Origin of the sequence: Pseudomonas sp. PS01297, from assembly GCF_029959305.1 — a bacterium.
GTDB classification, from domain to species: Bacteria; Pseudomonadota; Gammaproteobacteria; order Pseudomonadales; family Pseudomonadaceae; genus Aquipseudomonas; species Aquipseudomonas helleri.
The window spans coordinates 1-24,876 of sequence record NZ_JASCPQ010000036.1 but is presented as its reverse complement, the minus strand read 5'-3'; the positions used below and the strand labels follow the sequence as shown (position 1 = coordinate 24,876).

The 24,876-nt window shown below is 56.7% G+C and carries 21 protein-coding genes; 13 read left to right on the top strand and 8 right to left on the bottom strand.

Translation table 11 applies throughout. The features are described 5' to 3' along the window. Positions 1-281: 281 nt before the first annotated feature. Positions 282-2,207 carry a tyrosine-protein phosphatase gene (locus QMX84_RS12785; protein WP_282363947.1) on the top strand — a complete coding sequence of 642 codons (1,926 nt, stop codon included), beginning with the start codon at positions 282-284 and terminating at the stop codon, positions 2,205-2,207. Positions 2,208-2,243: 36 nt separating this feature from the next. Here the strand turns inward: QMX84_RS12785 and QMX84_RS12780 are convergent, their stop codons facing one another. Further along, positions 2,244-3,227 carry an AraC family transcriptional regulator gene (locus QMX84_RS12780; RefSeq protein ID WP_282363946.1) on the bottom strand — a complete coding sequence of 328 codons (984 nt, stop codon included), beginning with the start codon at positions 3,225-3,227 and terminating at the stop codon, positions 2,244-2,246. Positions 3,228-3,496: 269 nt separating this feature from the next. Between QMX84_RS12780 and QMX84_RS12775 the strand changes: the two genes are divergently transcribed. Together QMX84_RS12775 and QMX84_RS12770 are read left to right on the top strand one after the other, a co-directional pair. Further along, a complete protein-coding gene (locus QMX84_RS12775; protein ID WP_282363945.1) occupies positions 3,497-6,742 on the top strand; it encodes a DUF726 domain-containing protein in 3,246 nt (1,081 codons plus the stop codon). Next, entirely contained in the window at positions 6,742-8,445 is a 1,704-nt protein-coding gene (locus tag QMX84_RS12770; RefSeq protein ID WP_282363944.1) for a LeoA/HP0731 family dynamin-like GTPase, read from the top strand. Before QMX84_RS12775 ends, QMX84_RS12770 begins: the two co-directional genes overlap by 1 nt. Positions 8,446-8,595: 150 nt before the next feature. On the opposite strand, the gene QMX84_RS12765 is transcribed toward QMX84_RS12770, so the two are convergent. Then, positions 8,596-9,333 (bottom strand): hypothetical protein, encoded by a 738-nt coding sequence (locus QMX84_RS12765; RefSeq protein ID WP_282363943.1) that lies wholly within the window; start codon positions 9,331-9,333, stop codon positions 8,596-8,598. Between the two features lie 531 nt (positions 9,334-9,864). Here QMX84_RS12765 and QMX84_RS12760 point away from each other — a divergent pair. After that, positions 9,865-10,152 carry a hypothetical protein gene (locus tag QMX84_RS12760; protein ID WP_262123724.1) on the top strand — a complete coding sequence of 96 codons (288 nt, stop codon included), beginning with the start codon at positions 9,865-9,867 and terminating at the stop codon, positions 10,150-10,152. A gap of 24 nt (positions 10,153-10,176) precedes the next feature. Here QMX84_RS12760 and QMX84_RS12755 read toward each other — a convergent pair whose 3' ends face one another. Continuing rightward, positions 10,177-11,787 carry a hybrid sensor histidine kinase/response regulator gene (locus QMX84_RS12755; protein WP_282363942.1) on the bottom strand — a complete coding sequence of 537 codons (1,611 nt, stop codon included), beginning with the start codon at positions 11,785-11,787 and terminating at the stop codon, positions 10,177-10,179. A gap of 113 nt (positions 11,788-11,900) precedes the next feature. Here QMX84_RS12755 and QMX84_RS12750 point away from each other — a divergent pair, with 113 nt between their 5' ends. Further along, positions 11,901-12,503 carry a response regulator transcription factor gene (locus tag QMX84_RS12750; RefSeq protein WP_282363941.1) on the top strand — a complete coding sequence of 201 codons (603 nt, stop codon included), beginning with the start codon at positions 11,901-11,903 and terminating at the stop codon, positions 12,501-12,503. A 144-nt stretch (positions 12,504-12,647) separates the two neighbouring features. Here the strand turns inward: QMX84_RS12750 and QMX84_RS12745 are convergent, their stop codons facing one another. Genes QMX84_RS12745 through QMX84_RS12735 form a run of 3 tightly spaced genes read right to left on the bottom strand, consistent with a single transcriptional unit; the run spans position 12,648 to position 15,690 of the window. Next, complete coding sequence (locus tag QMX84_RS12745) at positions 12,648-13,289, bottom strand: glycine zipper domain-containing protein (RefSeq protein ID WP_262123721.1); 642 nt, start codon at positions 13,287-13,289, stop codon at positions 12,648-12,650. Positions 13,290-13,321: 32 nt separating this feature from the next. Next, positions 13,322-14,929, bottom strand: coding sequence for a hypothetical protein (locus tag QMX84_RS12740; protein ID WP_282363940.1), 1,608 nt, complete (start codon positions 14,927-14,929; stop codon positions 13,322-13,324). Next, positions 14,926-15,690, bottom strand: coding sequence for a hypothetical protein (locus QMX84_RS12735; protein ID WP_282363939.1), 765 nt, complete (start codon positions 15,688-15,690; stop codon positions 14,926-14,928). Before QMX84_RS12735 ends, QMX84_RS12740 begins: the two co-directional genes overlap by 4 nt. A gap of 478 nt (positions 15,691-16,168) precedes the next feature. On the opposite strand from QMX84_RS12735, the gene pstS reads away from it, so the two are divergent. The 6 genes from pstS (at position 16,169) to QMX84_RS12705 (ending at position 21,373) form a co-directional block, all read left to right on the top strand. Beyond that, positions 16,169-17,200 (top strand): phosphate ABC transporter substrate-binding protein PstS, encoded by a 1,032-nt coding sequence (gene pstS, locus QMX84_RS12730; protein WP_048385760.1) that lies wholly within the window; start codon positions 16,169-16,171, stop codon positions 17,198-17,200. Between the two features lie 71 nt (positions 17,201-17,271). Further along, positions 17,272-18,237: a phosphate ABC transporter permease subunit PstC gene (gene pstC, locus QMX84_RS12725; protein WP_048372864.1), complete on the top strand. Its 966-nt coding sequence runs from the start codon at positions 17,272-17,274 to the stop codon at positions 18,235-18,237. Continuing rightward, positions 18,237-19,130 (top strand): phosphate ABC transporter permease PstA, encoded by an 894-nt coding sequence (gene pstA, locus QMX84_RS12720; RefSeq protein WP_262123718.1) that lies wholly within the window; start codon positions 18,237-18,239, stop codon positions 19,128-19,130. Before pstC ends, pstA begins: the two co-directional genes overlap by 1 nt. A gap of 75 nt (positions 19,131-19,205) precedes the next feature. Next, entirely contained in the window at positions 19,206-19,967 is a 762-nt protein-coding gene (gene pstB, locus QMX84_RS12715) for a phosphate ABC transporter ATP-binding protein PstB (protein ID WP_019410462.1), read from the top strand. A gap of 72 nt (positions 19,968-20,039) precedes the next feature. Then, positions 20,040-20,738 carry a hypothetical protein gene (locus tag QMX84_RS12710; protein ID WP_048372868.1) on the top strand — a complete coding sequence of 233 codons (699 nt, stop codon included), beginning with the start codon at positions 20,040-20,042 and terminating at the stop codon, positions 20,736-20,738. Then, positions 20,738-21,373 carry a hypothetical protein gene (locus QMX84_RS12705; protein WP_282363938.1) on the top strand — a complete coding sequence of 212 codons (636 nt, stop codon included), beginning with the start codon at positions 20,738-20,740 and terminating at the stop codon, positions 21,371-21,373. The genes QMX84_RS12710 and QMX84_RS12705 overlap by 1 nt, the downstream gene beginning before the upstream one ends. 145 nt (positions 21,374-21,518) lie before the next feature. Here QMX84_RS12705 and QMX84_RS12700 read toward each other — a convergent pair whose 3' ends face one another. Next, the gene (locus QMX84_RS12700; protein ID WP_282363937.1) at positions 21,519-22,394 is read right to left on the bottom strand and encodes an EamA family transporter; all 876 of its coding nucleotides are present in this window, start codon (positions 22,392-22,394) and stop codon (positions 21,519-21,521) included. Positions 22,395-22,511: 117 nt separating this feature from the next. On the opposite strand from QMX84_RS12700, the gene QMX84_RS12695 reads away from it, so the two are divergent. Beyond that, positions 22,512-23,297 (top strand): helix-turn-helix transcriptional regulator, encoded by a 786-nt coding sequence (locus tag QMX84_RS12695; RefSeq protein WP_262123715.1) that lies wholly within the window; start codon positions 22,512-22,514, stop codon positions 23,295-23,297. 34 nt (positions 23,298-23,331) lie between these two features. Here the strand turns inward: QMX84_RS12695 and QMX84_RS12690 are convergent, their stop codons facing one another. After that, positions 23,332-23,778: an Rrf2 family transcriptional regulator gene (locus QMX84_RS12690; protein WP_262123714.1), complete on the bottom strand. Its 447-nt coding sequence runs from the start codon at positions 23,776-23,778 to the stop codon at positions 23,332-23,334. Between the two features lie 143 nt (positions 23,779-23,921). On the opposite strand from QMX84_RS12690, the gene QMX84_RS12685 reads away from it, so the two are divergent. Continuing rightward, positions 23,922-24,806: an NAD(P)/FAD-dependent oxidoreductase gene (locus tag QMX84_RS12685; RefSeq protein WP_282363936.1), complete on the top strand. Its 885-nt coding sequence runs from the start codon at positions 23,922-23,924 to the stop codon at positions 24,804-24,806. Positions 24,807-24,876: the final 70 nt, after the last annotated feature.

The window sequence follows — 24,876 nt, the reverse complement described above, 5'->3', positions numbered from 1 at the left end:
CCCCTTAGCGCTGGCGGCATGGCACAAAAGTGCCATCTCCCCAGCCCCCCTTGCTCTGCAGAGCCGACAGGCGATAGCCAAAGGCAGTACATTGCTCAGGCAGCACTCCCCCTAATAAAACAGTTCCTTGAACAGGTTGGCCCAAGAACTGGAAGTTGTGACAAAAAGCGCAGCCAATGGACCAATCACGCATAAATTCGTCTTAGCCACCAATTTGTCATCTTTGGTATCAGTTCGATACTGATAGTAGGCAGCCTTAACGTTATCGATGAGGCTGAACCATGCTGCAACGTTCTCTGTACTCGCTGTCCATTTTGAGTCTTTCCATCGTCGCAGCTCACGCCGTCGGGGGCGAAGCCCTTAATACTCCGCGCCTGAGCAGCATGGACAACTTCCGCGACGTGGCCGGCACTACCACTGCTCGCTCCACAGCCCACGATGGGACCCTGCGTGCAGGTGTGTTTTATCGCTCGAATGCGCTGACGCCATCGGCTGCGGATCTGGCCACGCTTGATAGCTTGGGCATCAAGGCGGTGTATGACTTACGCACACCCGGCGAAATCTCGACGGCGCCTGACGCGCCGCTCACTGGCGCTACTTATCAAAATATCGACATCCTCGGTGCCGCCACGTCGGGGGCAAATATCACTACCGCTGCAATCCTTAATGCACCGGATTCTGCTGCAGCCATGAAGTTGATGCAGGAGACCAATCGCGCTTTTGTCGGCGATGCCGGAATGCGCGCGCAGTTCGGTACGCTGTTCAATGAACTGGCCAGCGTTGATGCGGCGCAGTTGCTGCATTGCACTGCCGGCAAAGACCGTACAGGGTGGGCAGCAGCCGTTCTGCAAAGCATCGCAGGCGTCGACAGCGCGACGATTATGAGTGATTACCTGGCGACCAATGAATACTCTGCCGAGCGTATAGCTGCGACGTTGAAAGCCATGCCGCCGAGCATGGCAAGCATCTACGCTCCGTTACTCGGTGTAGATGCGAGCTACCTGCAGGCTGGGCTGGACCAGGTCAGCGCCCAATACGGCAGCATGGATAATTACCTCAAGCAAGGGCTGGGATTATCACAAGAAACTATCTACGTGTTGCGGGCCAAAATGGTCGAGTACAACAGTTTGCCTGGGCAAGCAGGGATGGTGGGTAACTCGGCGGCTGGTGCGAAGCTGCTACAGCAATTGCAAAACACCCGCTTGTCCGGCACCTACACGGCTTACAACTATTACTTGCAGGCTGCCATCGACAACCAAAATCTGGACGGTGTCGAGTCCACCGTTGGGGGCCAGGTCCACGCTGACGCCGCCAGCTATCTGCTGCGCCAGAATGCTTTGATTGATCAATCTGCGGCACCTTACGCAAGCGGTACCGATCTCAAAATGGGTCAATACCGATTGTGGTCCACCACACTGACGGATTATCTCGGCACTGATGGCTCCTCGCACACTCAAAGCAGTAACGAACACAACCAAGGTTTAATGCTGGGAGCAACCCAGCGCTTCTCAGAGCAATTGAGTGGCCGGGCAAGTGTTGGTTATAGCCAAGGTAAAGTCGGTGGCGCGGGTGGCTCGGTCGACACCGATTTGACCTTCTTCAACCTCGGCGCTCGTTACGCGTTGGAGAGGTTAGAACAGGGCCTTTTCGTCGACGCCAATGCCAGCGCAGGCTATTTCGACTACGACAGCAAACGGGAACTAGGCGGTGGTCTCGGTACTGCCCAAGGGGACAGCCATGGCAAGCTCGTCGGGGCAACGCTTTTGTTTGGCTATCGTGCTCCCGTCAGCGGCATGATTTTCGAGCCCGGCTTTGGTGTACGCATCAGCCACCTGGACCAAGCGAGCTTTAAGGAAAAAGGCAGCGAGTTGGCACTTGATGTCGACAGTAACAAGCAAACCCGCCGCAGCGCCTTGGCCAAGCTGGATGTGTCGTTTGCGCCTATTAGCCTGGGTAATTGGCAACTAGTGCCTGGCGTTAGGGTGGGGTATGAGCACACGCTCGGCGACCGTGACGTGCAAAGCAGTGGGCAACTGCTCGGTCTGAATATCGAGCAACGTGCTGCTTTCGATAGCCGTGATCAGTTCACAGGGGGCGTCAATCTCATGGCCAAACTTGGCGCGCTGAGCCTGGGTGCTGACATGAATGCAAGCGCCGGTGGTAGCCACGGCTTTGGGGGTAATCTCAAGGCCAGCTATGCGTTCTGAGTGACAGGGCAGCGGCCTCGACTCGCGATCAAATCGCTAGCGTCGAGGCCGCTTGCCTGACTTTACATCGGCTGGTCTAAGACCATATGCACTCTGAAAGTACTGGCAAAATCGGCCGACATTGCTGAAACCAAAGCGCAAGGCAACGTGCGCGACTGACGCTCCTGCCCCGTACGCCAGAGCATCGTAGGCATGCTGCAACCGCACTTGGCGTTGATAGCTCACAATGGATACGCCCATAAACCGCCGAAATCCTTCCTGTAAAGAGCGGTGACTGACGTTACTTAGTCGCGCAAGGTCAACGCCACTGAGCAACTGCTCGGGGTGCGCCTGAATGAACTCAACTGCCAACTTCACATGCCGGGGCGCAATCATCGGGGCAGGCAGCCGCAGTGCTTGAGTGAAGTTGTGAGGCCAGGTTTCCAGTACCGCATCGATCAACATTTCTCGCAGCCGAGAAGGCATCAACGTTCCGGCGTGAATCAACGCATCGAACTCAACCCCTGTGGCCATGGCGATCAACCCCTTAACGCCCTGGAGCGCTGGATTTTGCAGATCCACAGTTGAGTCAAAAACCAGCTGCTGCAAAACCGGCTTACCTAGAAGTGTCGATAAACGCTCAGTAAGCACCCCTCGATTGAGTGAAATCCCATGGTGAGCATGGTTGTCGATAAACCGCATCGAGCGAATGTCAGCCTTATCAATCGCCAAGCCGGTTTGCGGAGCTCCACATGATTCGGACGTGTGATTGAAGACAATTCTGCCCGCCGCGGGGATGACGAAGGTGATCTCGTCCATGGGGTCAGGCAAAAATATTGTGAAATTGCCTTGATAATGCAGATGGCGAAAACTGACCCCTTCGTGCCTACCGCAAACTCCGCCAATGATGATATTTGGAGTTTGGGACGCAAGGCCGGGGTAACCGTTACCAAACATCTTTGAGAACCGAGCAAAAAAGTCGTCCGACTTGAGATTATCGGCACGCAAAATTATTCGCTGGCGCGTAGAGACTGAAAACACCTTGGCTTAAACCTTGGAATGTTAACGCTATAGATGTTGATGACCTTAGCAATGGCTTGTGACAAGTTTGTTGCCGCGCATTTAGTCAATCGTATGTGGGGCCTCCTACGCGCGGGTATCGTCGCTGTTCAGTCGTTTAACAAAATTGCCCCATGGAACACTTCGGGGTCGATTGCCTGCAACTTGGGCTTTCTCATAGAGTACCCGTGCTACAACTTCTCACAGGCGCTGCTCCCAAAGCGGCATGACCATGGACAGGTAGAACTCACATGCTCCAACCCTTCAGCTTCCGGACTTCATCCTCTGCAAGCCCCGACACCACAGAAGCCAACATTTTCATCCATGGTTACAGCGCCGGGCACAGTGACAAAGACCAACAGTTTTTACTCGAAAAAATCCCCACTCAACTCAGTCATTACACCAACATCTTTGCGTTCTGGCCCTCAAGTCACTACCTGCACTTTGATAAATCCTCACTCTGGGCGCTTGGCACCGCCGGTCTTTCCTTCGGGACAGGAAGTCCTGCCTGGTCTTTTGGTTACTGGGGCGTTGCGGGGTCTTTTGCCAAAGACCGGGTGAAAAACTTTACTGATGCCCGCTCACGCGCAGAAAGAATGGGCGTGGTGCTGCTCGAGCAATTGAAAGAGTACCTGCGCGATAACCATCCGCAGATCAACACGATCAACCTGATTGGTCATTCGCTCGGTGGCAGGGTTGTTATCAGCACGTTGAGAGCCTTCACCCACAAACAGCCGCTGGCGATCAACGATGTGCTCCTGATGGCTGCCGCCGTCGAAGTAACCCCTGTCGAAGCGCGCGCAATGCGCAGCCTGCTCCAGGGGCGACTGATCAACGCCTATTCCAAAACAGACAGGACCCTTCTGTTGAACTGGGGTGAGTCTTGTCTTGGGCGTAACGACGTTGAACATTTCGAGAGCGTCGAGATGAACGACTTCGGCCATACCGATTACTGGGAGCGGCTACCTGAAGTGTTGGCCGAAACACGATTTAAAGTGCCCACGCATACCTCGCCAACCCAAGCTCAAGAGCCTGCAGCCACAGTCTCGCCCCTCTTTGCCCCAGAAGAACCAGATGCCGAGCATGAGATGACACTCAAACTAGATAGCCCTGAGGATGTTTATCAACATATCAATGACGAGCTCACACTGCTCCTCGGCGAACTGAGCCAGCCGTCAGCCGACGAAGCACTCAAGCAGGCACAGCGTGAGGCACACAAACGGCTCACTGAGCATCAGGCCATATTGCTCAAACGACTGGCTGAGCTGGAGCAAAATGCTGAGTGGAATACGTTCACCATTGCTTTCTATGGCGAAACCGGCGCGGGTAAATCGACCCTCATCGAGACTTTACGTATTTTGCTTCAAGAGCCCAGTAAGCAGGCCAGTCAACAGGCGTTCAGTGAATTACGTGAGCAGTACGGCCTCAGCGAGGACAACCTCCAGCGGCTACAACAACGCATTGAGTTAACCGAAGCCCGACTCAGCGAGCTGACGCAAGAGTTGAGCGCCACATTACAACGTTACGAGCCCCCCCATCGGGAGGCACAAAGCGCTCTCGACCAAGCCAACGCCCGCTCTAGCGAGTTGACGCAACGGTTAGGGCACACGCTTGAGCAGCACGAGCAACTGCACGCCAATGCTCTGGATGCAGTCACGCACCTGCAAGCCCTGCTCGCCGAGCGTAAAAGCACGGCATCACTCTGGCAAAAACTGCTGAATCGGTTCCGGAAAATGCCCGAAGAGATCCAGTTAGGTCAGGCTACTGATGCGCTGACGGCAGCCACAGCGACACGCGACAGCACCGCTGCGACCCTGGCCGAGGAGCAGCATAAAGCCCAACAGGAGCAACGTGTTCTTGAGCGCCAGCTAGGCGAAATCGTAGCGACACGCGACCAAGCCTGTACGGCACTAGGCGAGCAACAGACAGAGACCGCGCACCATCAACACACCCTGATCCAACAACGCCAAAACAATGAAAGCCAATCTGCACAATTACTCGTGCAATTAGAGAGTCTGGCTGACGGTGAAATCATCGGCGATGGCAGGGCCGACTACACCCGGCAAACACAGCGATATGATCTTGAGCTGAACGGCCAGCCTTTCGCCCTGTTGGATGTACCTGGAATAGAGGGTAAAGAAGGTTTGGTACTCAGCGAGATAGAACGCGCTGTTCAGACCGCTCACGCCGTTTTTTATGTCACTAACCAGCCCGCTCCACCTCAAACAGGAGACGCGCAACGTCAGGGCACATTGGAAAAGATCAAACAACACTTGGGGGCACAAACCGAGGTGTGGACAATCTTCAACAAAAAAATCACCAACCCCAAGCAATCATTGACGGGCCGACCGCTGATTTCAGACGACGAGAACAACAGCCTCGCCGGGTTGAACGAGAAAATGCGTGAGCAGCTTGGCAAGCACTACCAGGAAGTGTTCCCGCTCACAGCACTGCCAGCGTTCCTTGCGTCAACCGACCACTTCGTACCGGGCTCGCAGAACGCCAAGCGCCGAAGCAAGGCGCTTTCAGACTTTAGTTCCGATCAATTGCTGGAAAAGTCTGGCGTGCGCGCCTTCCTTCAGTTGCTCGGCGGCCCGTTAATCGGCAATGGAAAAACCAAAATCATTCGGGCCAACTTCAACAAGGCCAATGAGGCGCTCAATCACACCCAAGACACCCTGTCGGGCATTCAACAGACCCTGACTGCGCTCTCGAAAAAGCTCGGCCAAGAAGAGCTAAGCGCCAAGAGTCAATTAAACAGCAGCTTCCTGGCTCTTAAAAAACGTCTGGAGTCGTGCAGCGAAACGTTGATCGACGACTTCGCCAGCAAGGTACGCACTCTCGTCTATGCACGTATTGAAGACGATATCAGTAATGATGATTTTAAAAATGAGCTGGGCAGCCAGCTTAAATCCCAGCAGCGACGCCTGAGCAAACTCCTCCCCAAGGCGTTGAACGTAGAGGTTGGCAAGTTCCAGAGCGCGGCCGAAGACATCCTTGCTCGCTTCGAAAAACATGCGCAAGAGCTGACGATGAGCTATGCAAAGCTTGGCAGTACACGGCTGAACGAACATTTTGACCTCAAGATAAAAATAGACAACGGCGTCAATGTGGCGGGTTTGTTAGGTGGGCTACTCGGTATCGCAGCGGCGCCTTTCACTGGCGGTGCCAGCCTATGGATCGCAGGGGCCGCCGTTGTATCCGTGCTGGTGTCTATTGGCAAAGCCGTGTGGAGCGCCTTTAGCTCGGACTACAAAAAATCTCAGCAACGCGAAGCCACTGAGAAAAACCTCCGTACTGCCACCGAGCAATTACGTGCGGCACTGCGCGATAACCTGAAAATAGCTATCAGCGACATGCACAACACTATCGCCCAGCTCGATCTGGCACTTGAAGCACCTGCCAAACAGGCCGCTGCGCAGGTGCAAACGCTGGCTCGTTGTACCCATCGTTTGAAAAACCTCTCCCGCCAAATCGAAACCGCAGGAAATCTGTAATGGAAAACACCCTCGATACTTTCAAAGCCCAGCAAGCGCACGCTCTGACGCTGCTCGACAGGCTGCAGAAATTCCTCGAACAGGGCGCGCAAGCCGGAGTGGCAATCGACCAAGCCTTGAGCGGCAAACTCCAGAACGCCATTAGTAGTGTGTCAGACGAGAAACTTAAGGTCGCACTGATTGGCGGTTTCTCGGAAGGCAAGACGTCAATTGCGGCGGCCTGGATGGAGAAGCTGGACAAATCCAGCATGAGGATCAGCCACCAGGAATCCTCCAACGAGGTAAAAGTCTACGAAGTGGGCGAAGACTTCGTGCTAATCGACACCCCCGGTCTGTTCGGTTTCAAAGAACAGGAAAATGCCGAAACTCACGCCATCGAGAAGTACAAAGACATTACCAAAAAGTACGTGAGCGAAGCTCATCTAGTGCTTTATGTGATGAACTCGACCAACCCGGTCAAAGAAAGCCACAGAGACGACCTGACTTGGTTGTTCCGTACTCTGGAACTGCTACCGCGCACCGTTTTCGTCCTTAGTCGCTTTGATGAAGTGGCAGACCTGGAAGACGAAGAGGATTACCAAACGAACCTGCAGGTCAAGCGCGACAACGTGACAGGCCGGCTTCAGGAGTTGATCGCGTTAAGCGAACAGGAGGCGGCCGAGTTGTCCATCGTCGCCGTGGCGGCCAACCCGTACGATTTGGGTGTGGAGCACTGGCTAGCCAACCGCGAAGAGTTCAAGACCCTTTCGCATATCAGCACGTTGCAAATGGCGACGACGGGCAAAATCCGAAAAAACGGGGGCAGTGCAACCCTCGCCAATGAAATGCGTAGCAGCGTAATCCGTGACGTGCTCAGCAACCAACTACCCATCGCGATCGAAAACGATCAAAAAGTGTCCCAGGAAGTTGACCGGCTGGGCGAGCTCAATGTTCGCCTGACCAAACAGCTAACAATGACCGGGCAGCAAATCGAGGATGCACGCATTAGTCTGCGCGAGTTCGCCACGCGCTATTTCCGTGATTTGATCCTGCAAGCCAAGGGGTGCAGCCTGGAAACCTTTTCAAACTTCTTCGAGCGCGAGGTAGGTGCTGAAGGCATCATTCTGGCCACCCGTCTGCAGAATGAATTTAGTCGCCAAACACAGTCGATCACTCTCGAGGTCGCAAAGATGCAGGTTGGCTTCGACAACGAAGTCAACCACTTCAACTCCACCGTCAAAACATTTGGCAAGCAGGGCATTAACCACGTGCTCAAAGGTAACTTGATCAACAACACCACGGTGCTTGCCGCTCGCGATGGCCTGGCCACAATTGCCAAAACAGTGGGCATGGATATTGGCAAATACCTTAAGTTCAAACCATGGGGCGCAGTAAAGTTCGCCAAGGGCGCCAATGGCGCACTCGCCTTCATCGGCGTCGCCCTCGAGGTCTGGGACAGTTGGGAAAAATACAAACGCGAAGAAGCCTTTAAAAAGGCCATTACAGAGATAATCGACAACTTCGAAAAACAGCGTCAGGACTTTATCAACCTTGTGAATGCCGATCGCTTCAAAGAAGAGTTCTTCCCCGACTATCTGCTGCTCAATACTCGTCAACAAGAACTGCAAATTAATCTGGACGAAAGCCACCAACGTCAGCAGCGTTTGCTGGCATGGCGCGCCGAAGCAGAAACCATCGACGCTCAATTCAGAACACTGAATTGAATCAGCTCAGGTGCCCGCTGCATGACGTAACGGGTGCCTGAGAATCCGATCGTTAACCACTGTCAGACTGCACGCTCAAGGGCAGGATTGCTACAAAGCTTGCTCAACGGACGTTGGGAAGCGCTTGAGGTTACTTAGCCAAGGCGCCCCTTACTTGCGCAGCAGTTCATGCCTGAAGCGTGCTTCCAGGGACGGTATTTCCAACAACACATCTTCGTCTTCCCACACGTCATAAGAACGAACAGTTTCAATGTTCCCCGCCATGAACTCATCATCGAACGGAGCATCCTCATCGATCTCCTCATACAGGGATGATGTATATCCCTTAATCCACAGCTTGCGCTTCTCAGCACTGATTACGTAGCCTGACGTGTATTCATTACCCGCCAGCCGCACGGGTTCCGCAGTACCTTTACGGCTCAATGCCGTGATGGCAATGACTAAATGCGCCAGCTCATCCATGTCGGGACATACAAACTCATGGAAGGCAGGCCAAAAGGCCATATCCCCCTCTGAGCCGCGCCATCCCTTGCAACTGTTGATCGTGCTCAGGTCATCGTAGGGGTGTGAATGGAACGTACCTATCAACTCCAGCTGAGGCCAATACTCACCAAAAAAATCACGCTTTATTGCTATCGAATCAAAATCGGGACGGACCCAATCAGTGTGCCTCAGGGCCGATGTCTCCACCGTAGCAACTACGGCGACCAAGCGAGCAGGAAGCCCCTTACGGACCGGTAACGCGTACCCCCACAGCAAACCAAATGTTTCAAGATTCTTGTTGCTTCGCCCACGCGCATGAGATCGGTGTGACACTTCATAGGCTTCGATAGCCGAGGTAAGCAATTGCGGTAAAACATGATCTTCAATAATTACCTGTGTACGCATTTCTTTCTCTCATTGGGTGAGGCGGTCTGAAACGCTACACGAGTTCCTGACTCAGCCTTTACGCCAATGATATCAAATAGCCACAACCTTAACTGACCTGTACGAGCGCGCGTGCGCCTATTGCGAAAACCGCCACTCTTTGAACCTTGTGCTTAATCAAGCATGCGTCGCACCCGATTCGGTCGCGAAGCACAGCAGTACATCGAGAAGAATTTATGTGACTTGCCGCTTAGGTTGTATGGCTGACTCAATCTGGTAGAGATGACTTATTAACATCGACGTTAACCCTCATAGCCAAAAGCCACTAGCCCATCCGCCCTAATTGCCCTCCCCCCACCCAGCCCCAATACTTCCAACCTCTACCCCAACTCAAACCAAAAAAAACCACCCACGGCGGGCGCGGCCTTTAAACCTTTAACGGTTAGCCAGTAGCTAAAACAGGGCCTGCCCCTGCGATGTTCAGTGCGCCTCATAAAGTCCCGCCACGACCAAAAACCCATCAAAAACAATCAGCACTCCCCAGAGGTTGCCATGAAGCTTTTTCACTCAATGACGGTTCTTACAGTATTCGGCACGTTGGCTTTCGGCATGTCCGGGTGCCAGGTGGTCAAGCCTGCGGAAGGTGATCTTAAGAGTCGCGCTCAAACCAGTATTGGTAAGCCGGTTACGGATATTTCGAATATCCGCAACGATTTCAATACGACGTACTTCAGCGTTAAAACCGCTGGCGGGGAATATACGTGTGAGTTGCCCAGCGGCCCGATGGTGGCTCTCGCGTCCATGGGCATGGGAGCGGGCGCGCAGTGCACTAAGCAATAAGCTCGCACTTGCGCCAACAACTGGTTAACCCGTTTGTTTGTGCGCGAGTTCTCGCAATGTTGTGCGTAATTCTGTCGGGCGCACGGGTTTGGAGAGGATGGCGATATCGTTTTCTCGAAGCTGTGTCTGGATTTTATCGGTGTCGTGCCCGCTGAGTATCAACGCGGGCACCGCCCAGCCGCGTTGTTGGCGCAGGATGTTGATGCACTCGATGCCGGTTGCGTGGTTGCCCAGGTCGTAGTCGGCGATGATGACGTCGCAGTCGCTGTTCAGGTTTTGCCCGCTCAATTCGGCCTGTACTGTGCAGCCCCAGCGCTCCAGCAGTGCGCGGGTGGCCATTAATACGTTGTGATCATCTTCGATCAGGCAGACTTTCAAGCCTGTGAGCAGCCAGGCTTTGTGCTCGCCTTCTTGTGGGGCAAGGGTGGGCGGCGGCACTGTCGGCGCTAATCCATACAAGCAGGCTGACGTGCCATGGCCGACCCGCGAGCGGATAGCAACTTCAAGGTTCATCAAGTGGCCCAGGCGCTTGACGATGGAAAGACCCAGGCCCACGCCTTCAACGTCTTTGTCGCGCTGATGACGCACGCGATAAAACTCGTCAAAGACTTTTAGCAGGTGCTCTTTATCAATCCCCCGCCCCTGATCATGAACCTCGATCGCAAGCCCACTACCGCGTTTGCGCACGCCGATCAGTACCGGGCGCTGGGCACCGTATTTGAAGCAATTGGAGAGTATGTTTTGCACCATCGTTGTGAGCAGCACAGAGTCGATCTGGGCCCAATGCGGGCAAGGTCGCAGGCGCAATTCAACACCTGCCCACCGCGCAGCCTCGGCGTTTTGCCGCACCACGTCGGCCAAAAACTCCCCCAGGTGCAGGGGCTGAAAGGTGGGCAGTACGCGGCCGTTGTCCAGGGTGTAGAGGTCGAGTATCGAGCGAAAGAGTTGCGAGACGTTGAGGAGCGAGCGGTCGATGCTGTCCACCAAGCGCTGCTCATCATCCCCCAGGCGGGCTTCGCGCAAGCACGCGGTAAACAGGCCGATGGAATGGATGGGCTGGCGCAGGTCATGGCTGGCTTGGGCCAGAAAGCGCGATTTTTCCAGGTTGGCAGCCACGGCCTCTTCAGAGGCTTTGCGCGTACGCTCCAGCAAGAGGTGCGCATACACCGGAATCACCGTGCTGGTGATCATCAGCATCAGCACCATAAACGGCTGCGTCTGCCACCAGGGTGTCAGCCAGTAGACGATCATTAACGCCAGTAGCGCCAGCGCCGTGGCAATGGCCAGGTAGCGCGAACCATAGCGCATGCCGTTGCCCAGGTTGATCCAGACCATCACCGCGTAAAGAGGCAGCGCCGCTTCGGCGCCGACGATCAACCCGAACGAGGTCCCGGTGTAGTCGTGAACCATCCCCAATATTCGGCGCACAGGGTAATGCCCGGGCCACTGAGAAATGGCGTAACGAAAGCCAATGGACGCCAGCAGGAACAGCACGTAATAAAGGATGACAGGGAGATAACGATCTACCTGGTGCCCAGGCAGAAAGCCCAGCACGCTGATGTAGCCAATGGCGCAGAGGGTCACAATGATGCGCAAGTTGGCCTGGTCGAGTTCGGTGTTCTTCTGAAACGTCATACAGAGCATCCTGAACTGAGCATCTGGCAGGCCGTGATGGGCCCTACGGGTTATCAACAGGCTCGATGCTAAAGCCATCCTTATAAAAAGCCTGACTCAAGGTAAAACACGATATGTCATGCAGAATCATTATTGCCGACGACCACCCGATGTTTCGCGAGGGGATGTTGCGCACCGTGCAACGCCTGTTACCTGAGGCGACGGTAGAGCAGGCGGGGGACTTTCAGACGGTCAAGGCGTTGATACAAACGGGCGAAGAAGTCGACACGCTTATTCTCGACCTGCGCTTTCCCGGTTTGACCTGCATGAGCCTTTTGCATGAACTGAGACAAACATTGCGGCGCACCACGTTGATCGTCGTGTCAATGGTCGATGACCCGGCGCTGATTGAGCAGGTGATGGCATTAGGCATCGATGGCTTTATTGGCAAAAATATCGCCCCGGACGACATCGGGCAGGCGCTGCTAGCCATTCGAGAAGGCAATGTGCTGATTAAATGTGCGCCCTCGGGCTTGCTGCCACTGCACACCCATGTGCTCACCACTCGCCAGCAGGAAGTGCTGCGCCTGATTGCGGACGGCAAGACCAACAAAGAAATTGCCAAGGTCCTCTCTATTTCGCCCTTTACCGTGCGTATTCATGTGTCGGCACTCTTGCGCGCCTTGAATGTGCCCTCTCGGGCAGCGGCGGCGGTGAAGTATTCAGTTATCCATTGAGGCCTGACTGTATCAGTGCGCGAGTACGGGGTAAGTCATACAGATGGGCTAATAGCCGATTGATAGGCCACAAACAGGCAAAAAAAGGCACTGGTGATTGCTCACCAGTGCCTTTTTACTTGAGGGCAAACCTGCCCAGCTTGCTTACACCTGAGCGTTCGGCACCACCTGGATCGCCGATTGAGTGCCACGCGTCAACTCGCGGTACTCGTAAGTCACTTTGTCAGGCGTGACCTTGCCGCTGTAGCCCTTCTTGATGTTGGCGACGATGTAGTTGAAGTCGCTCTTGCTGCGGGTGGTGACGACGATGTTGGCGTTGCTGCTGGCGCTGGACACGTAGTTGCCCACTTGCGACAGCGGTTGCTGGAGGCGTTTGTCGCGTTTTTTCACCAGGGCCTGCGGGACGTTGACCTGCATCGAGTCCATGCTTTCGACACTGGCCGCGCCAACGTCGTTACGCTTGTCTGCCGGTACCGCCTCCTGGCGGGTCGTCAGTTGCACCACCGCGACATCGCCCGACTGGCGCTCGATGGCCGCCTTGGCTTGGCGGGCGTTTTCCAGGTCTTTTTGGCGACCCACGTAGTAACCGGTCGGCGCGCCCAAGGCCGCACCAATGGCGCAACCGACGCGAGGATTGCCACCCGTACCGGCCGCAATCGCCGCGCCACCAATGCAACCGAGCACACCACCGACCGCCGTACTGCCCACGGGCGAGTTCTGGCAACCACTCAACAACAAGCCGCTACAGGCGAGCAACACGGTCGATACAACAAGTGCACGTGACAAGGGCGATTCCTTTCGAGAGTGAAAATGAGCATTCATTGAGGCTGATACCCGTAGGACAGGCCCCCGAGCAGGTGCAGGCGCACCCGTTCGTTAAGCGGGTAAAACACCGGCTGGACCTGCGCCGTCCACTGCACACTGTGGGCAATGAGCCAGCCCATTACCCCAAGCGTGGAGCCGTTCTGGCGCTTGAGGTCGAGAAACAGCGGTTGTTCGGTCACCTTGTTGGTCCACAGCATCGGCACCGCCAGCACCACCAGCGCATAGCCTGCGAAGGCGGCCATGTAGAGCCTCGGCGGCACATAACACAGCGCCCGCCCGAAGAACCCCAGGCACTTGAAGATGTGGGTAAAGGCGCCGAGCAGGGAAAACAACAGGGCGATCATCGGCACAATCAGAGCCCGGTAACTGTCACGACCGATTTGCGCCTTTTCGCCTCTGTCGCGGTAGCTCTGCGGGTCCACCAGGCGATCTTCGATTAACTGTTTGGCATCATGGCTAATGGTCGGCCGGTACACGGTCTGCTCAAAGCCGCCAAGTGACAGGTCGGGTTGCAAGGTGATCATGTAGGGCAAATGCAAAGCATCGCGCCATTTGTTCTGTATCGGCAACTGGGCAAAAAACTGCCCGCGCGGCAAACCCGGATCGATCCATCGGCCGACCGACGTCAGCCCGGAGGCATAGGCGTTGCGGGCTTCAAGTTGCACGCGCTTGGTCACGGCCTGATTGAAACCTGCACGGTCATTGGGACGCCAATCGTCGGCCACCGCAATGCCCTTCTCGCGCAGCGACTGGCGGACTGTATTGGCATGGCGTCTGGGTACATTGTTGGGGGTCAGGCGGCGATTACGTTGTTTGAGGCTCTGCTCGTAATCGCTCCAGGCCTGCTGTTGGCGCCGGGCGATGGAGGCCGCGCTGATCGCCTCCAGGTAACGGCTGCTGCCCAATTGGTACTGGCGATAGCTCTCGTTCAGTTCGGCGAGGGAATCTTGGTAGTGCCGATAATTGACCGCAACGTTGCCGCGCACGGTTTCAGCGAACAACTCGAAAAACAGCTGAGCCTGGGGTTTGATTTTTTCGATCAGGTGATCTGCCGACAGCAGCATATTGGGCAATGTCGCCAGCAGGGTCTTGCCCTCGGGGCTCTGCAACTCCTCGCTCGTGAGATTGAGGCCAGTCAGTTTGAAATCGTCGTGCCTCACCAAGTACGTCGCCGGCACACCCAAAGCCGCACGCGCGCGCTCATCGGGTGTCGAGCGATCCACCAGGTGATTGACCAATGCCAATTGCGCATAGTACGTGGTGCCGATGCAGGCGACGATCACCAGAACCGCGCAGATCGTTGTGCGAAGACGGCTCCAGCCTTGGCGCAAACTCCTTTTCAGCACCGCCCCCAACCCCAGCAGGGCCACCGCCGTGCCGGCGATCAAGCGTCCGTAAACCTCAATGGACTCCACTTGATGCTGGCTGGCCAGACCACCGACGACATCCAGCAAACGGGCGTTGAAACCCATTTCGACAATCAGGTACAGCAGCGTCAGGGTCAGCATCACCAGTACCAGTACACGCTCTTGATGCCGGGGCAGCGGGTTCTTGTCTTTGCGTAGCCAGTGCATCAACCCACTCGGTGTCAGGCCGGTCAAAACCCGGACTCCGTGCTGGAGATCAAGTTGATCTCTACTCGACGCCTGGGTAACGCGGTCGCCTGAGCATGTTCAACGACGGCATCCGCCACCGGCTGTGGCAGCGTAGAAGCAATCGCCTCGTTGGGCTTCGGTTTAGGTATGGGCTTGGGTGCAGGTGCAGGCGCAGGTACAGGCACAGGCTTAGGGGGCACTGGAGGCTTGGGCGCCGGTGCGGGGTCAATCGCTGGCTTGGCTTTGGACAGGCCAAGCAGCAGCCCCGGCAGGTCGATCTTCATCGGCCCACGGAAGTTTTTATCTTTCGAGGAGTAGGTCCAGGCCTCGGAGCGTCGGCCATTCATCTGCATGGCGACAAAGTTCTCGCCGTTCTCACTGCGCTGGAAGGCCAGAATGTCGCCACAGCCGCCCAATCGATAGGGGCCCCAGACAGACTTGCCGGAGATCACCACCAGCGCAGTTTGCGAATCGCATTGAGCAGTGCGGTAGCTCATGACCACCGCCGTGTCGCCGTCCAGCTCCATCGTGGTTTCGACGGTGCTTTCGCGCCAGTCGTCCGGCAGTTGCACCTGCATTTTGCGCTCGTGCAGGTTCAAGTACGCTCGGCCAGTCGGGGTTTCCATGTGACTGAAAGGCCCGCTCACCGAATTAAAGCGACCGATCACCTGGTCGGCCTGCGCGCCGAACGCGCTGCACAGCAGCACAAGCAACAGGCTGCGAGTCACCAGCCTGGCCAGCACTTGCAGCACTCTGATGGGTTTCAACGTGCGTCATCCTTAACCGAATTCCTGGGCGAGCCGACAATTCGCTTCGCGCGGGGATGCTAGCACAAAGCCATAACCTCACGATAACGCAGTTTTTTGGTGTCTGCGGCCTCTGTGTCTCAGTAGTCCGCTGTTTTAAAAGCGTTACGCACCCACCTTCGAGATATTTGGAGGGCCGGAGCGAGACAGGCGAGCACAAACGATAAAGGTTAATTAATGTCGACATTCAAGCATTTCCACCTTCGCGCACCCGTCTAGTCTCCAACCTCAAAGCGCCCTGGCGTCGATCAACGCAGCAGTTTCCACCAGAGGAGGAAGGCATTGGGTTGGCAGTAAATCGCTCGTAGTACGTGTGCGACGGATCCAGATCGAGGGACACCCAGGGTGCTGATGACCCTGTAAGAACAATCGGCATTCATAAAAGTGTCACACGATTGTTGCAAAGTTCTCGGGCCCGATCTCACACGGAATTTCTTTGATGAAAAGCTTAATGAAGTCTGCTGCACTGGCTGTTGCTGTTTCTCTCTGCGCTACGTCGGCGGCATTTGCTGCTGAGAGCGTACGTCTGACAGGTTCCGGTGCCAGTTTCCCGGCTCCGATTTACCTGACCTGGTTTAAAGATTTCAGCAAGAAAACCCCTGGTGTCACCGTGGACTATCAGTCCAAGGGCAGCGGTGCGGGCGTTCAGGACTTTTTGAACAAGACCGTTGATTTCGCTGCAAGCGACTCGGCAATGAGCAAAGAAGACATCGCCAAAGTGGCCGAAGGCGTGCAATTGCTGCCGATGACCGCCGGTGAAATCGTTTTGGCGTTCAACCTGCCAGGCAACCCTAAAGAACTGAAATTGCCACGTGATGTGTACTCGAACATCTTCCTGGGCAAGATCACCAAGTGGAACGACCCACAGATCGCCGCTGCCAACCCTGGCCTGAAGCTGCCTGATCTGCCGATCACTGTGGTTGTGCGTGCTGACTCCAGCGGTACCACCGCGGTCTTCACCAAGCACTTGGCTGCCATCAACCCTGAGTTCAAAAAAGACCTGGGTGAAGGCAACACCGTTAACTGGCCTGCCAGCGACAAGTTCATCAAATCGCCGAAAAACGATGGTGTGACTGCCACCGTTCGTCAGACTCCAGGCGCCATCGGTTACATCGAATACGGCTTCGCCAAACTGGCCAAAGTTGACTTCGCTCAACTGCAAAACAAGGCCGGCGAGTATGTTGTGCCTAACGCTGAAAGCGGCGCCGAAGCCTTGGCTGCGGTGAAGATGCCAGAAGACCTGGTGGCCTGGCTGCCAGATCCGGACGGTGCCAAGTCTTACCCGATCACCACGTACACCTGGATGATCTTCCGCAAGCACAACGAAAACCCGGCCAAGGCCAAAGCCATGCGTGAAATGGTTGAGTATGGCCTGACTGAAGGTCAGAAAATCTCTGACTCGATGGGCTACATCCCGCTGCCACCGTCGGTTGTTGATCAAGTTCGCAAAGCGTCTGCCAACATCCAGTAACACGCGTGAGGTCTCTCCCGGCAGGCGCTTGCCATGCCGGGAGAATGTCCCCCCAGCTCCGGAATTAGCCAATGAACACACCATTTGTCGTACCGGTTAATCCGGATTCTGCTTGCCAACCACCGTCCACGAAGGACTTTCTGGTTGATCGCACCTTCCGTGCACTCGCTCGTATAGGGGTCGTTTTGATTCTGGCGTTGGTCTTCGCCTTGGTATTCGAGGTAGGACGCAAGGCTCTCCCCGGCATGGAAAAGCACGGCTTTGACGTGATTTTCGGCAGTGTCTGGGACGTTAACCAAGGCAAATACGGCATTCTGCCGGCTATTTGGGGCACGCTTTACAGTGCCTTTATCGCGTTGCTGATCGCAGGCGTGTTCGGCGTCAGCATGGCTATTTTCCTGACCCAAGATTTCTTGCCAGCCAAACTGGCTGCTGTGTTTCGCACCATCGTAGAACTGCTCGCCGCCATCCCGAGTGTGGTGTATGGCCTGTGGGGCATCTACGTGGTGATCCCGGCCATTCGCCCGTTGACCGCGTGGTTGAACACTGAGCTGGGCTGGATTCCTTTCTTCGGCACCTCTTTAAGCGGGCCGGGACTTCTCCCCGCGGCACTGGTACTGGCAATCATGATTCTGCCAACCATTGCGGCTGTTTCGCAGGACGCCCTCACCGCCGTCCCGATGAAAACCAAGCAAGCTGCCTACGGCATGGGCACCACCCACTGGGAAGCGATTCTCAAGGTGATGGTGCCTTCGGCCGCCACCGGTATTTTCGGCTCCCTGGTACTCGGCCTCGGCCGTGCGCTGGGTGAAACCATGGCCTTGGCGATGCTGGTCGGCAATGCAAACAATATTTCACTGTCTCTGTTTGCGCCGGCCAATACACTGGCCGCCTTGCTGGCACTGAACTTCCCTGAAGCCGGGCCCAACGAGATCGAAGTGCTGATGTACGCAGCCCTGGTGCTGATGTTCATCACGCTGCTGGTTAACGTGTTCGGCTCCATGATCATGCTCTACGCCCAGCGGGGTCATAAGTAATGACAAACCTCACGTCCCCTACCAAGGCGCTGCCAAGCCTGCAACGCCGGCTTGAAGGCCGCTCGCTGCGCAGCCTGATCCTGACCATGCTGGTGTGGTTTGGTGCGCTGCTGGCCAGTGTGCCGCTGATTTCCGTCCTCTACATGTTGATCACCCGCGGCGGTGCCCGCCTGAGCCTTGAAGTGTTCACCGAGCTGCCACCCACCGGTTTTGAGACCGGCGGCGGTTTCGGTAACGCCCTGGCCGGTACGTTTGTGATGGTCGGTATCGCTGCCGCCATCGCGGTGCCGGTCGGCATCCTGGCTGCCGTGTTCCTCGCAGAGCTGGGCCCGGACAGCAAGCTGGCCAATGCCTCGCGCTTTGCCGCCAAAATGCTCACCGGCCTGCCATCCATTCTGGCCGGTGTATTTGCCTACGCGCTGGTGGTGATGACCACCGGGACCTACTCGGCGCCCGCCGGTGGCGTGGCACTGGCCGTGTTGATGCTGCCGATCGTGGTGCTGACGGCTGAAGAGTCGATGAAGATGGTGCCCAAGATCATGAAAGACGCCGCTTACGGCATGGGCTGCACCCGTTCGCAAGTCATCTGGAAAATCGTCTTGCCCACCGGCCTGCCGGCCATTTTGACCGGTGTGATGCTCGCCGTCGCACGCGCCGCCGGTGAAACCGCGCCGCTGCTGTTTACCGCACTGTTCAGCAACTACTGGATCTACCACGACGGCAGCCTGGCGGTGATGAATCCAACGGCCTCGCTTGCCGTACTGATTTACAACTTCTCTGGCATGCCCTTTGACAACCAGCTCGAACTTGCCTGGGCCGCTTCGCTGGTGCTGGTGATGATCGTACTGCTCGTGAATATCGTCAGCCGTATTTTCGGCAAGCCCAAGTATTGAGATAGGGAGCACCTGATTTTGAACGTATCAACTGCGCAAATAGCCGCTCCGTTTATCACCCAGGCCCCTGTGGTCATGGACTGCAAGCTGGACAAGATTTTCTACGGCAACTTCCTGGCCGTCCGTGACAGCCATGTGCCGATTGAAAAGAACAAGATTACCGGCTTCATCGGCCCGTCTGGCTGCGGCAAAAGTACCGTGCTGCGTAGCCTCAATCGCATGAACGACCTGGTTAAAGGCTTCCGCTTTGAAGGCCATGTGCACTTCCTCGGGCAGGACGTCTACGGCAAGGGCGTAGACCCGGTTGTGGTACGCCGCTACATCGGCATGGTGTTCCAGCAACCGAACCCGTTCTCGATGAGCATCTTCGACAACGTCGCCTTCGGCCTGCGCCTCAACCGCTACAAGGGCGACATTGGCGACCGCGTCAAACACGCCCTGCAAGGCGCGGCGCTGTGGGATGAGGTCAAAGACAAGCTCAAGGTCAGCGGCCTGTCGCTGTCCGGTGGTCAACAACAGCGTCTGTGCATCGCCCGCGCCATCGCCACCGAGCCAGAAGTACTTCTGCTGGATGAACCTTGCTCGGCACTCGACCCGATCGCGACCCGTCGTGTGGAAGAGCTGATGGTCGAGTTGAAAAAGGACTACACCATCGCCCTGGTGACCCACAACATGCAGCAAGCCATTCGTGTGGCGGATACCACGGCGTTTTTCTCGGTGGATATCTCCCAGGGCACCCGTACCGGTTATCTGGTTGAGATGGGTCCTACCACCCAGATCTTCGATAACCCACGCGAACAAATGACCAGTGACTACATCACCGGCAAGTTCAGCTGATTAACAGGCGCCCGCACGTCAGCGGGCATCGGTTTGTTACAACATGCTTTTTACTGTTTTCCAGGAATACCAATGCCTGCATCGCGTCGTCTTGATCTGCCAGCCATTGAACACTCACTGCGTGAGGTTCAAAGCGGCTTTGCCGAGCTCAGCCGGCACTTTACCGAGCAGCGCGACCCGCTGACCGACGAAGTGCTCAACAATGTGCTTGAAGGCTATGCGCTGATTGATGACTATGTCGCTCGGGGTGTCGACCTGTTTGACCTTCAGCAACTCAACCTGATGCTGGAGATCAATGCGACCGTGCTGTGTGGCAGCGACCCGCAGCGTCGCCTGGAATACGCTCAGCACCTGTTGGCGACCGAGGAGCACTTCTTCAACAACGTTGAGGGAGGCATAAAGGACTTGTTCAACTGGTACGGCGCGCATCGCAACGAATCCGTCTGGAAGCGTGCGGCCGGGGTCTATGTACGCATTCTCAGTGAGCCGCAATTGTTTATCGAAGGCAATCACCGCAGCGGTTCTCTGATCGTCAGCTATTTGCTCATGCGCGAAGGCTTGCCGCCGTTTGTACTGACGCTGGAAAACGCCGAAGGCTACTTCAACCCGTCATCGGTCATACGCAATTCGGCCAAACATGGCGTCAGAGCGTTGTATGAATTGCCCAAGATCAAGAAGAAGTACGCCGCTTTCCTGGAAGATCAGTCACCGGCTCCCAGAAAGTTTTTTCTTAAAGACAAACCCTTGACCGTCATTCAAGGAAGGCACTGATGAACAAGGAATCAACCCTCGCTAACGGCCCTACGGTGGTCGGTCGATTAAAGCAGGCCGTCCAGGCCAGCCTCCCGACATCGCTGCAAAAACGTCAACGCGTGCGTATTTCGTTTGATATCGATGACACCCTCGCCTGCCAGCTTCACCATTGCGACGTCGAGCAAAGCCGTCTGCCCGATTGCGTCCATCGCTGGTTGGGAGAACCGCTGCGTTTCGGCACCCGCGCCCTCATCCGAGAACTGCGCCGCCAGGGCTGTAGCATTTGGGTCTACACCTCGTCCGGCCGCACCCCGGCCTACATCAAGCGCTGGCTCATGCTGTACGGCATCCGCGTTGACGGCGTGGTCAACAGTGATCGACACAGCCTTGCGCTAGCAGCTCGCGGGCTGTCAAACGCCCCGTCGAAATTGCCATCGGCCTTCGATATCGACCTGCATGTGGATGACTCCGAAGGCGTGAGGCTTGAAGGTCAGGACCACGGTTTCCGCGTTGTCGTGGTTCACCCTGAAGACGAAAACTGGGCCCAACAAGTGCTGGACGCAGTCGCCGTGGTCCAGGCGCAGCTGGACTGGCAACACTCGTTCAAGCGCCCAGCCCCGGCAGCACAGACCGCCAGGGCGTTTTCTTCCTGATCCCTGTAGCCCGCCACTCAGGGTCGCTTCGCAACCCATCGCAGCCTCATGCTTCGGCAGCGACTACAGGGTTCATGCAGCTTTTGTAGCCGCTGACGAGGCACGAAGGCTGCGATGCGGGCCGAAGGCCCCCCTTTCAAGGTGGCTACGTCCGGCCAATCAGCCGTCGCGGCCACCTCACCATCCCCACCACCAGCGCCAGCAACATCACCCCCAGCGACACCGCTTCGCTCGCCCCTACCCGATGACCCAGCATCAACATCGAGCCCACAACCCCGAACACCGGAATCAGCAACGACAACGGCGCAACCCTCGACACCGGGTACTCCCTGAGCAATACATTCCAGCCCCAGTAACAAAAATGCGTGGCGACATAGACCTGAAACAACAGCGACAACACGGCCACCCACTCAATGTGCGAAACAACGCTGACAAACGGCGCGCTGCCGTGTGCCAGCCACGTGAGCGCCAGCAACGGCAGCGGCGGGAACAGACTGGCCCAGACCACAAAGGCAAAGATCTCCCGCACCTTCGACTGCTTGATGATGATATTGCCCACGCTCCAGCTAAAGGCACTCACCACCAGCAACCCGTAGCCCACGGTCGTCCCATGGCCGGGGCTGCTCAAGATGATGCTGATCAGCCCCAACACTCCGAGCCCTACGCCGAGCTTCTGCCCAACACTCAACCGCTCGCCAAACAGCAACACGCCCCAGCCCAACGTGAAAAACGCACTGAACTGAATCAACAGCGCAGCGGTGCCCGGCGGCACGCCCATCTCAATGCCCAGGTTAATCAGCGCCCACATCGCCACGCCGAAAATCAATCCATACGCCGCCAGCCATTTAAGGGCGATGGGCGGTCGCTTGATAAAAAACACCCACGGTAGCGCCGCCAGCGTAAAGCGCAGCGCGGTGAGCAACAGCGGATCAATGGCCGCCAGCCCCAGTTTAGTGATGGGAAAGTTAAGCCCCCACATCGCCGTCACGGCGATGGCCAAGGCCAGGTGTTTGTTTTGCATCGTGATGGCGTCCAGTCGTCAACGCGGATGCCTGTCTGCATCCGCTGGACGTCACTATGCGCAATACACCTCGTGGCCCGCTTGCACTCCAAGGTCAACATTCATTAAATTCGGGCCATGCGCGAAATAGACATAGATCCTTACGAAAACACACCCCGCGATGCTGTCGTAACAGCCAATGACTACCCGCACGGGCAGCACTTTGCGCTGCACACCCATCAACGCGGGCAATTTGCCTATGCCGCCTGCGGGGTCATCACCGTGTTCAGCGGTCAAGGCAACTGGGTGGTTCCGCCACAACGGGCGATCTGGGTGCCGGCGGGTGTGGCTCACGAAATGACCATGGCCGGGCCGGTGACCATGCTCAACACGTACATTGCCAACCCGGTCGCCGGGCAACTCGCCCTGCCCGCCCACTGCCAAGTCTTCGGTGTTTCGCCCCTGCTGCGTCAGTTATTGCTGCAAGCCCAGGACATTCCTGCACTGTACGACGAGACCCAGCGTGAGGGCCTGTTGATGCGCTTGTTGCTGCACGAAATCGCCGCCATGCCACGCTTGTCCCTCAACGCGCCCTTGCCCAACGAACCCCGGCTCGCACGTGCCTGCCGCCACCTGCTGGCGCAGCCGTCACTGGACATCGGGATCGATGACATGAGCCAACAAGTGGGCATGAGCCGCCGCACCTTCACCCGGCTATTTCGCCAACAGACCGGCATCAGCTTTGTCGAATGGCGCCAGCAAGCCTGCTTATTGGCCGCAGTGGTGCGCCTGGGCAACGGCGAACCGGTCACACGAGTCGCCACCGACTTGGGCTACAGCAGCCCCAGCGCATTTACCAGCGTGTTTCGCAAAGTCCTGGGTGAGGTGCCGAGCCGGTATTTTGCGCACGCCAATAATTTGTAGGAGCGAGCTTGCCTCGCGATCTTCAGATCTTGGCCTAAGCCCCCTCACACCGCCCCAACCCCTGAAAACGCGCCTCAAAATCCTCCGCCAATTGCTCCAGCGTCACACTGCCAAGGCGCTCGATCAGCAGTGCTTGAGCGGCATCGAAAGCATCGGTGAGGGCGGCATTCACGGCTTGTTCAACCAGGCATTCCGGGTGGTCGGTAGATAAGCCGATGGCGAATAGCGAGGCCGAGCCGAGGGCTTCGTGGATGTCCAGCAAGGTCATGTCCGCCAGCGGTTTGGCCAGTGTCCAGCCGCCGCGATGGCCCTTTTCTGAGCGTACGTAACCTTGTTCCTTGAGCAGGGCCATGGTGCGCCGAATGACCACGGGGTTGGTGCCCAGCATCTGAGCAAGGGTGTCGGAGGTGGCCGGTTGTTCGTGGCGCGCCATGTGGATCAGGACGTGCAGCATGCGGGACAGGCGGGTGTCGTTTCTCATGGGCGTTCGTTTCAAGCGTGAAGGTGCGCCGAGTATCGCTCGCCACACTAAAAGTTACGAGAGTGTTGACACACTTACTTCACGTAACTTACGTTGTATCGAGAAATCTTCGAGGGGTCGAAGAATCAACGAGAGGCGTAATCATGGTTTACGACGTGGTGATTGTGGGTGGGAGCTATGCCGGGCTGTCTGCGGGCTTACAGCTGGCGCGGGGCCGACGCAAGGTGTTGGTGATTGATGCGGGGCTTCGGCGCAATCGATTTGCTCAGCACTCGCACGGTTTTTTGGGGCAGGACGGCCGTGCCCCTGGTGATATTGCCGCTCAGGCGCGGGCGCAATTGCTGGCGTACCCGACGGTTGAGTGGGTCGATCAATCGGCGGTAAAGGCCGGCCAGTGTGCTGAAGGGTTTACCGTGGTGACGGCCGACGAACAACGCTTTGCGGCGCGGCGCTTGATCATCGCCACCGGCATGGTCGATGTCCTGCCAGAAATACCGGGGCTGGCAGAGCGCTGGGGCAAGCATGTATTTCATTGCCCGTATTGCCACGGCTATGAACTGGACGGCGGGCCGATCGGGGTGTTGGCGGCCACGCAAGTGGCGTTGCATCAGGCGCTGATGCTGCCGGATTGGGGCCCGACCACCTTGTTTCTGAATGGTGTGTTCGAGCCCGATGCCGAACAATTGGCCAGCCTCGAAAAACGTGGGGTAACGCTGGAACGCGAGCAGATTGTGTCCATCAGCGGCCACGCGGATGTGACGCTGGCCAGCGGTCGTGTGGTTGAGTTGGCAGGCGTGTTCACCCAGCCGCACATGCACATGGCCAGCCCGCTGCCCATGCAACTGGGCTGCGAGTTCGAGGCCGGGCCGATGGGGGATTTCATCAAGGTCAATGCCACCCGCGAAACCAGCGTGCCAGGCGTATTTGCCTGTGGCGATGCCGCCGTGGCCGCTGGCAACGTAGCCATCGCCGTGGGTGATGGCGCGCGAACCGGGTCAGCGGCGCATCAATCACTGATGTTCCGCTAACCCTTATCCACCTGTAGGAGCGAGCTTGCCTCGCGATCTTTTGATCCTTAAAAGATCGCGAGGCAAGCTC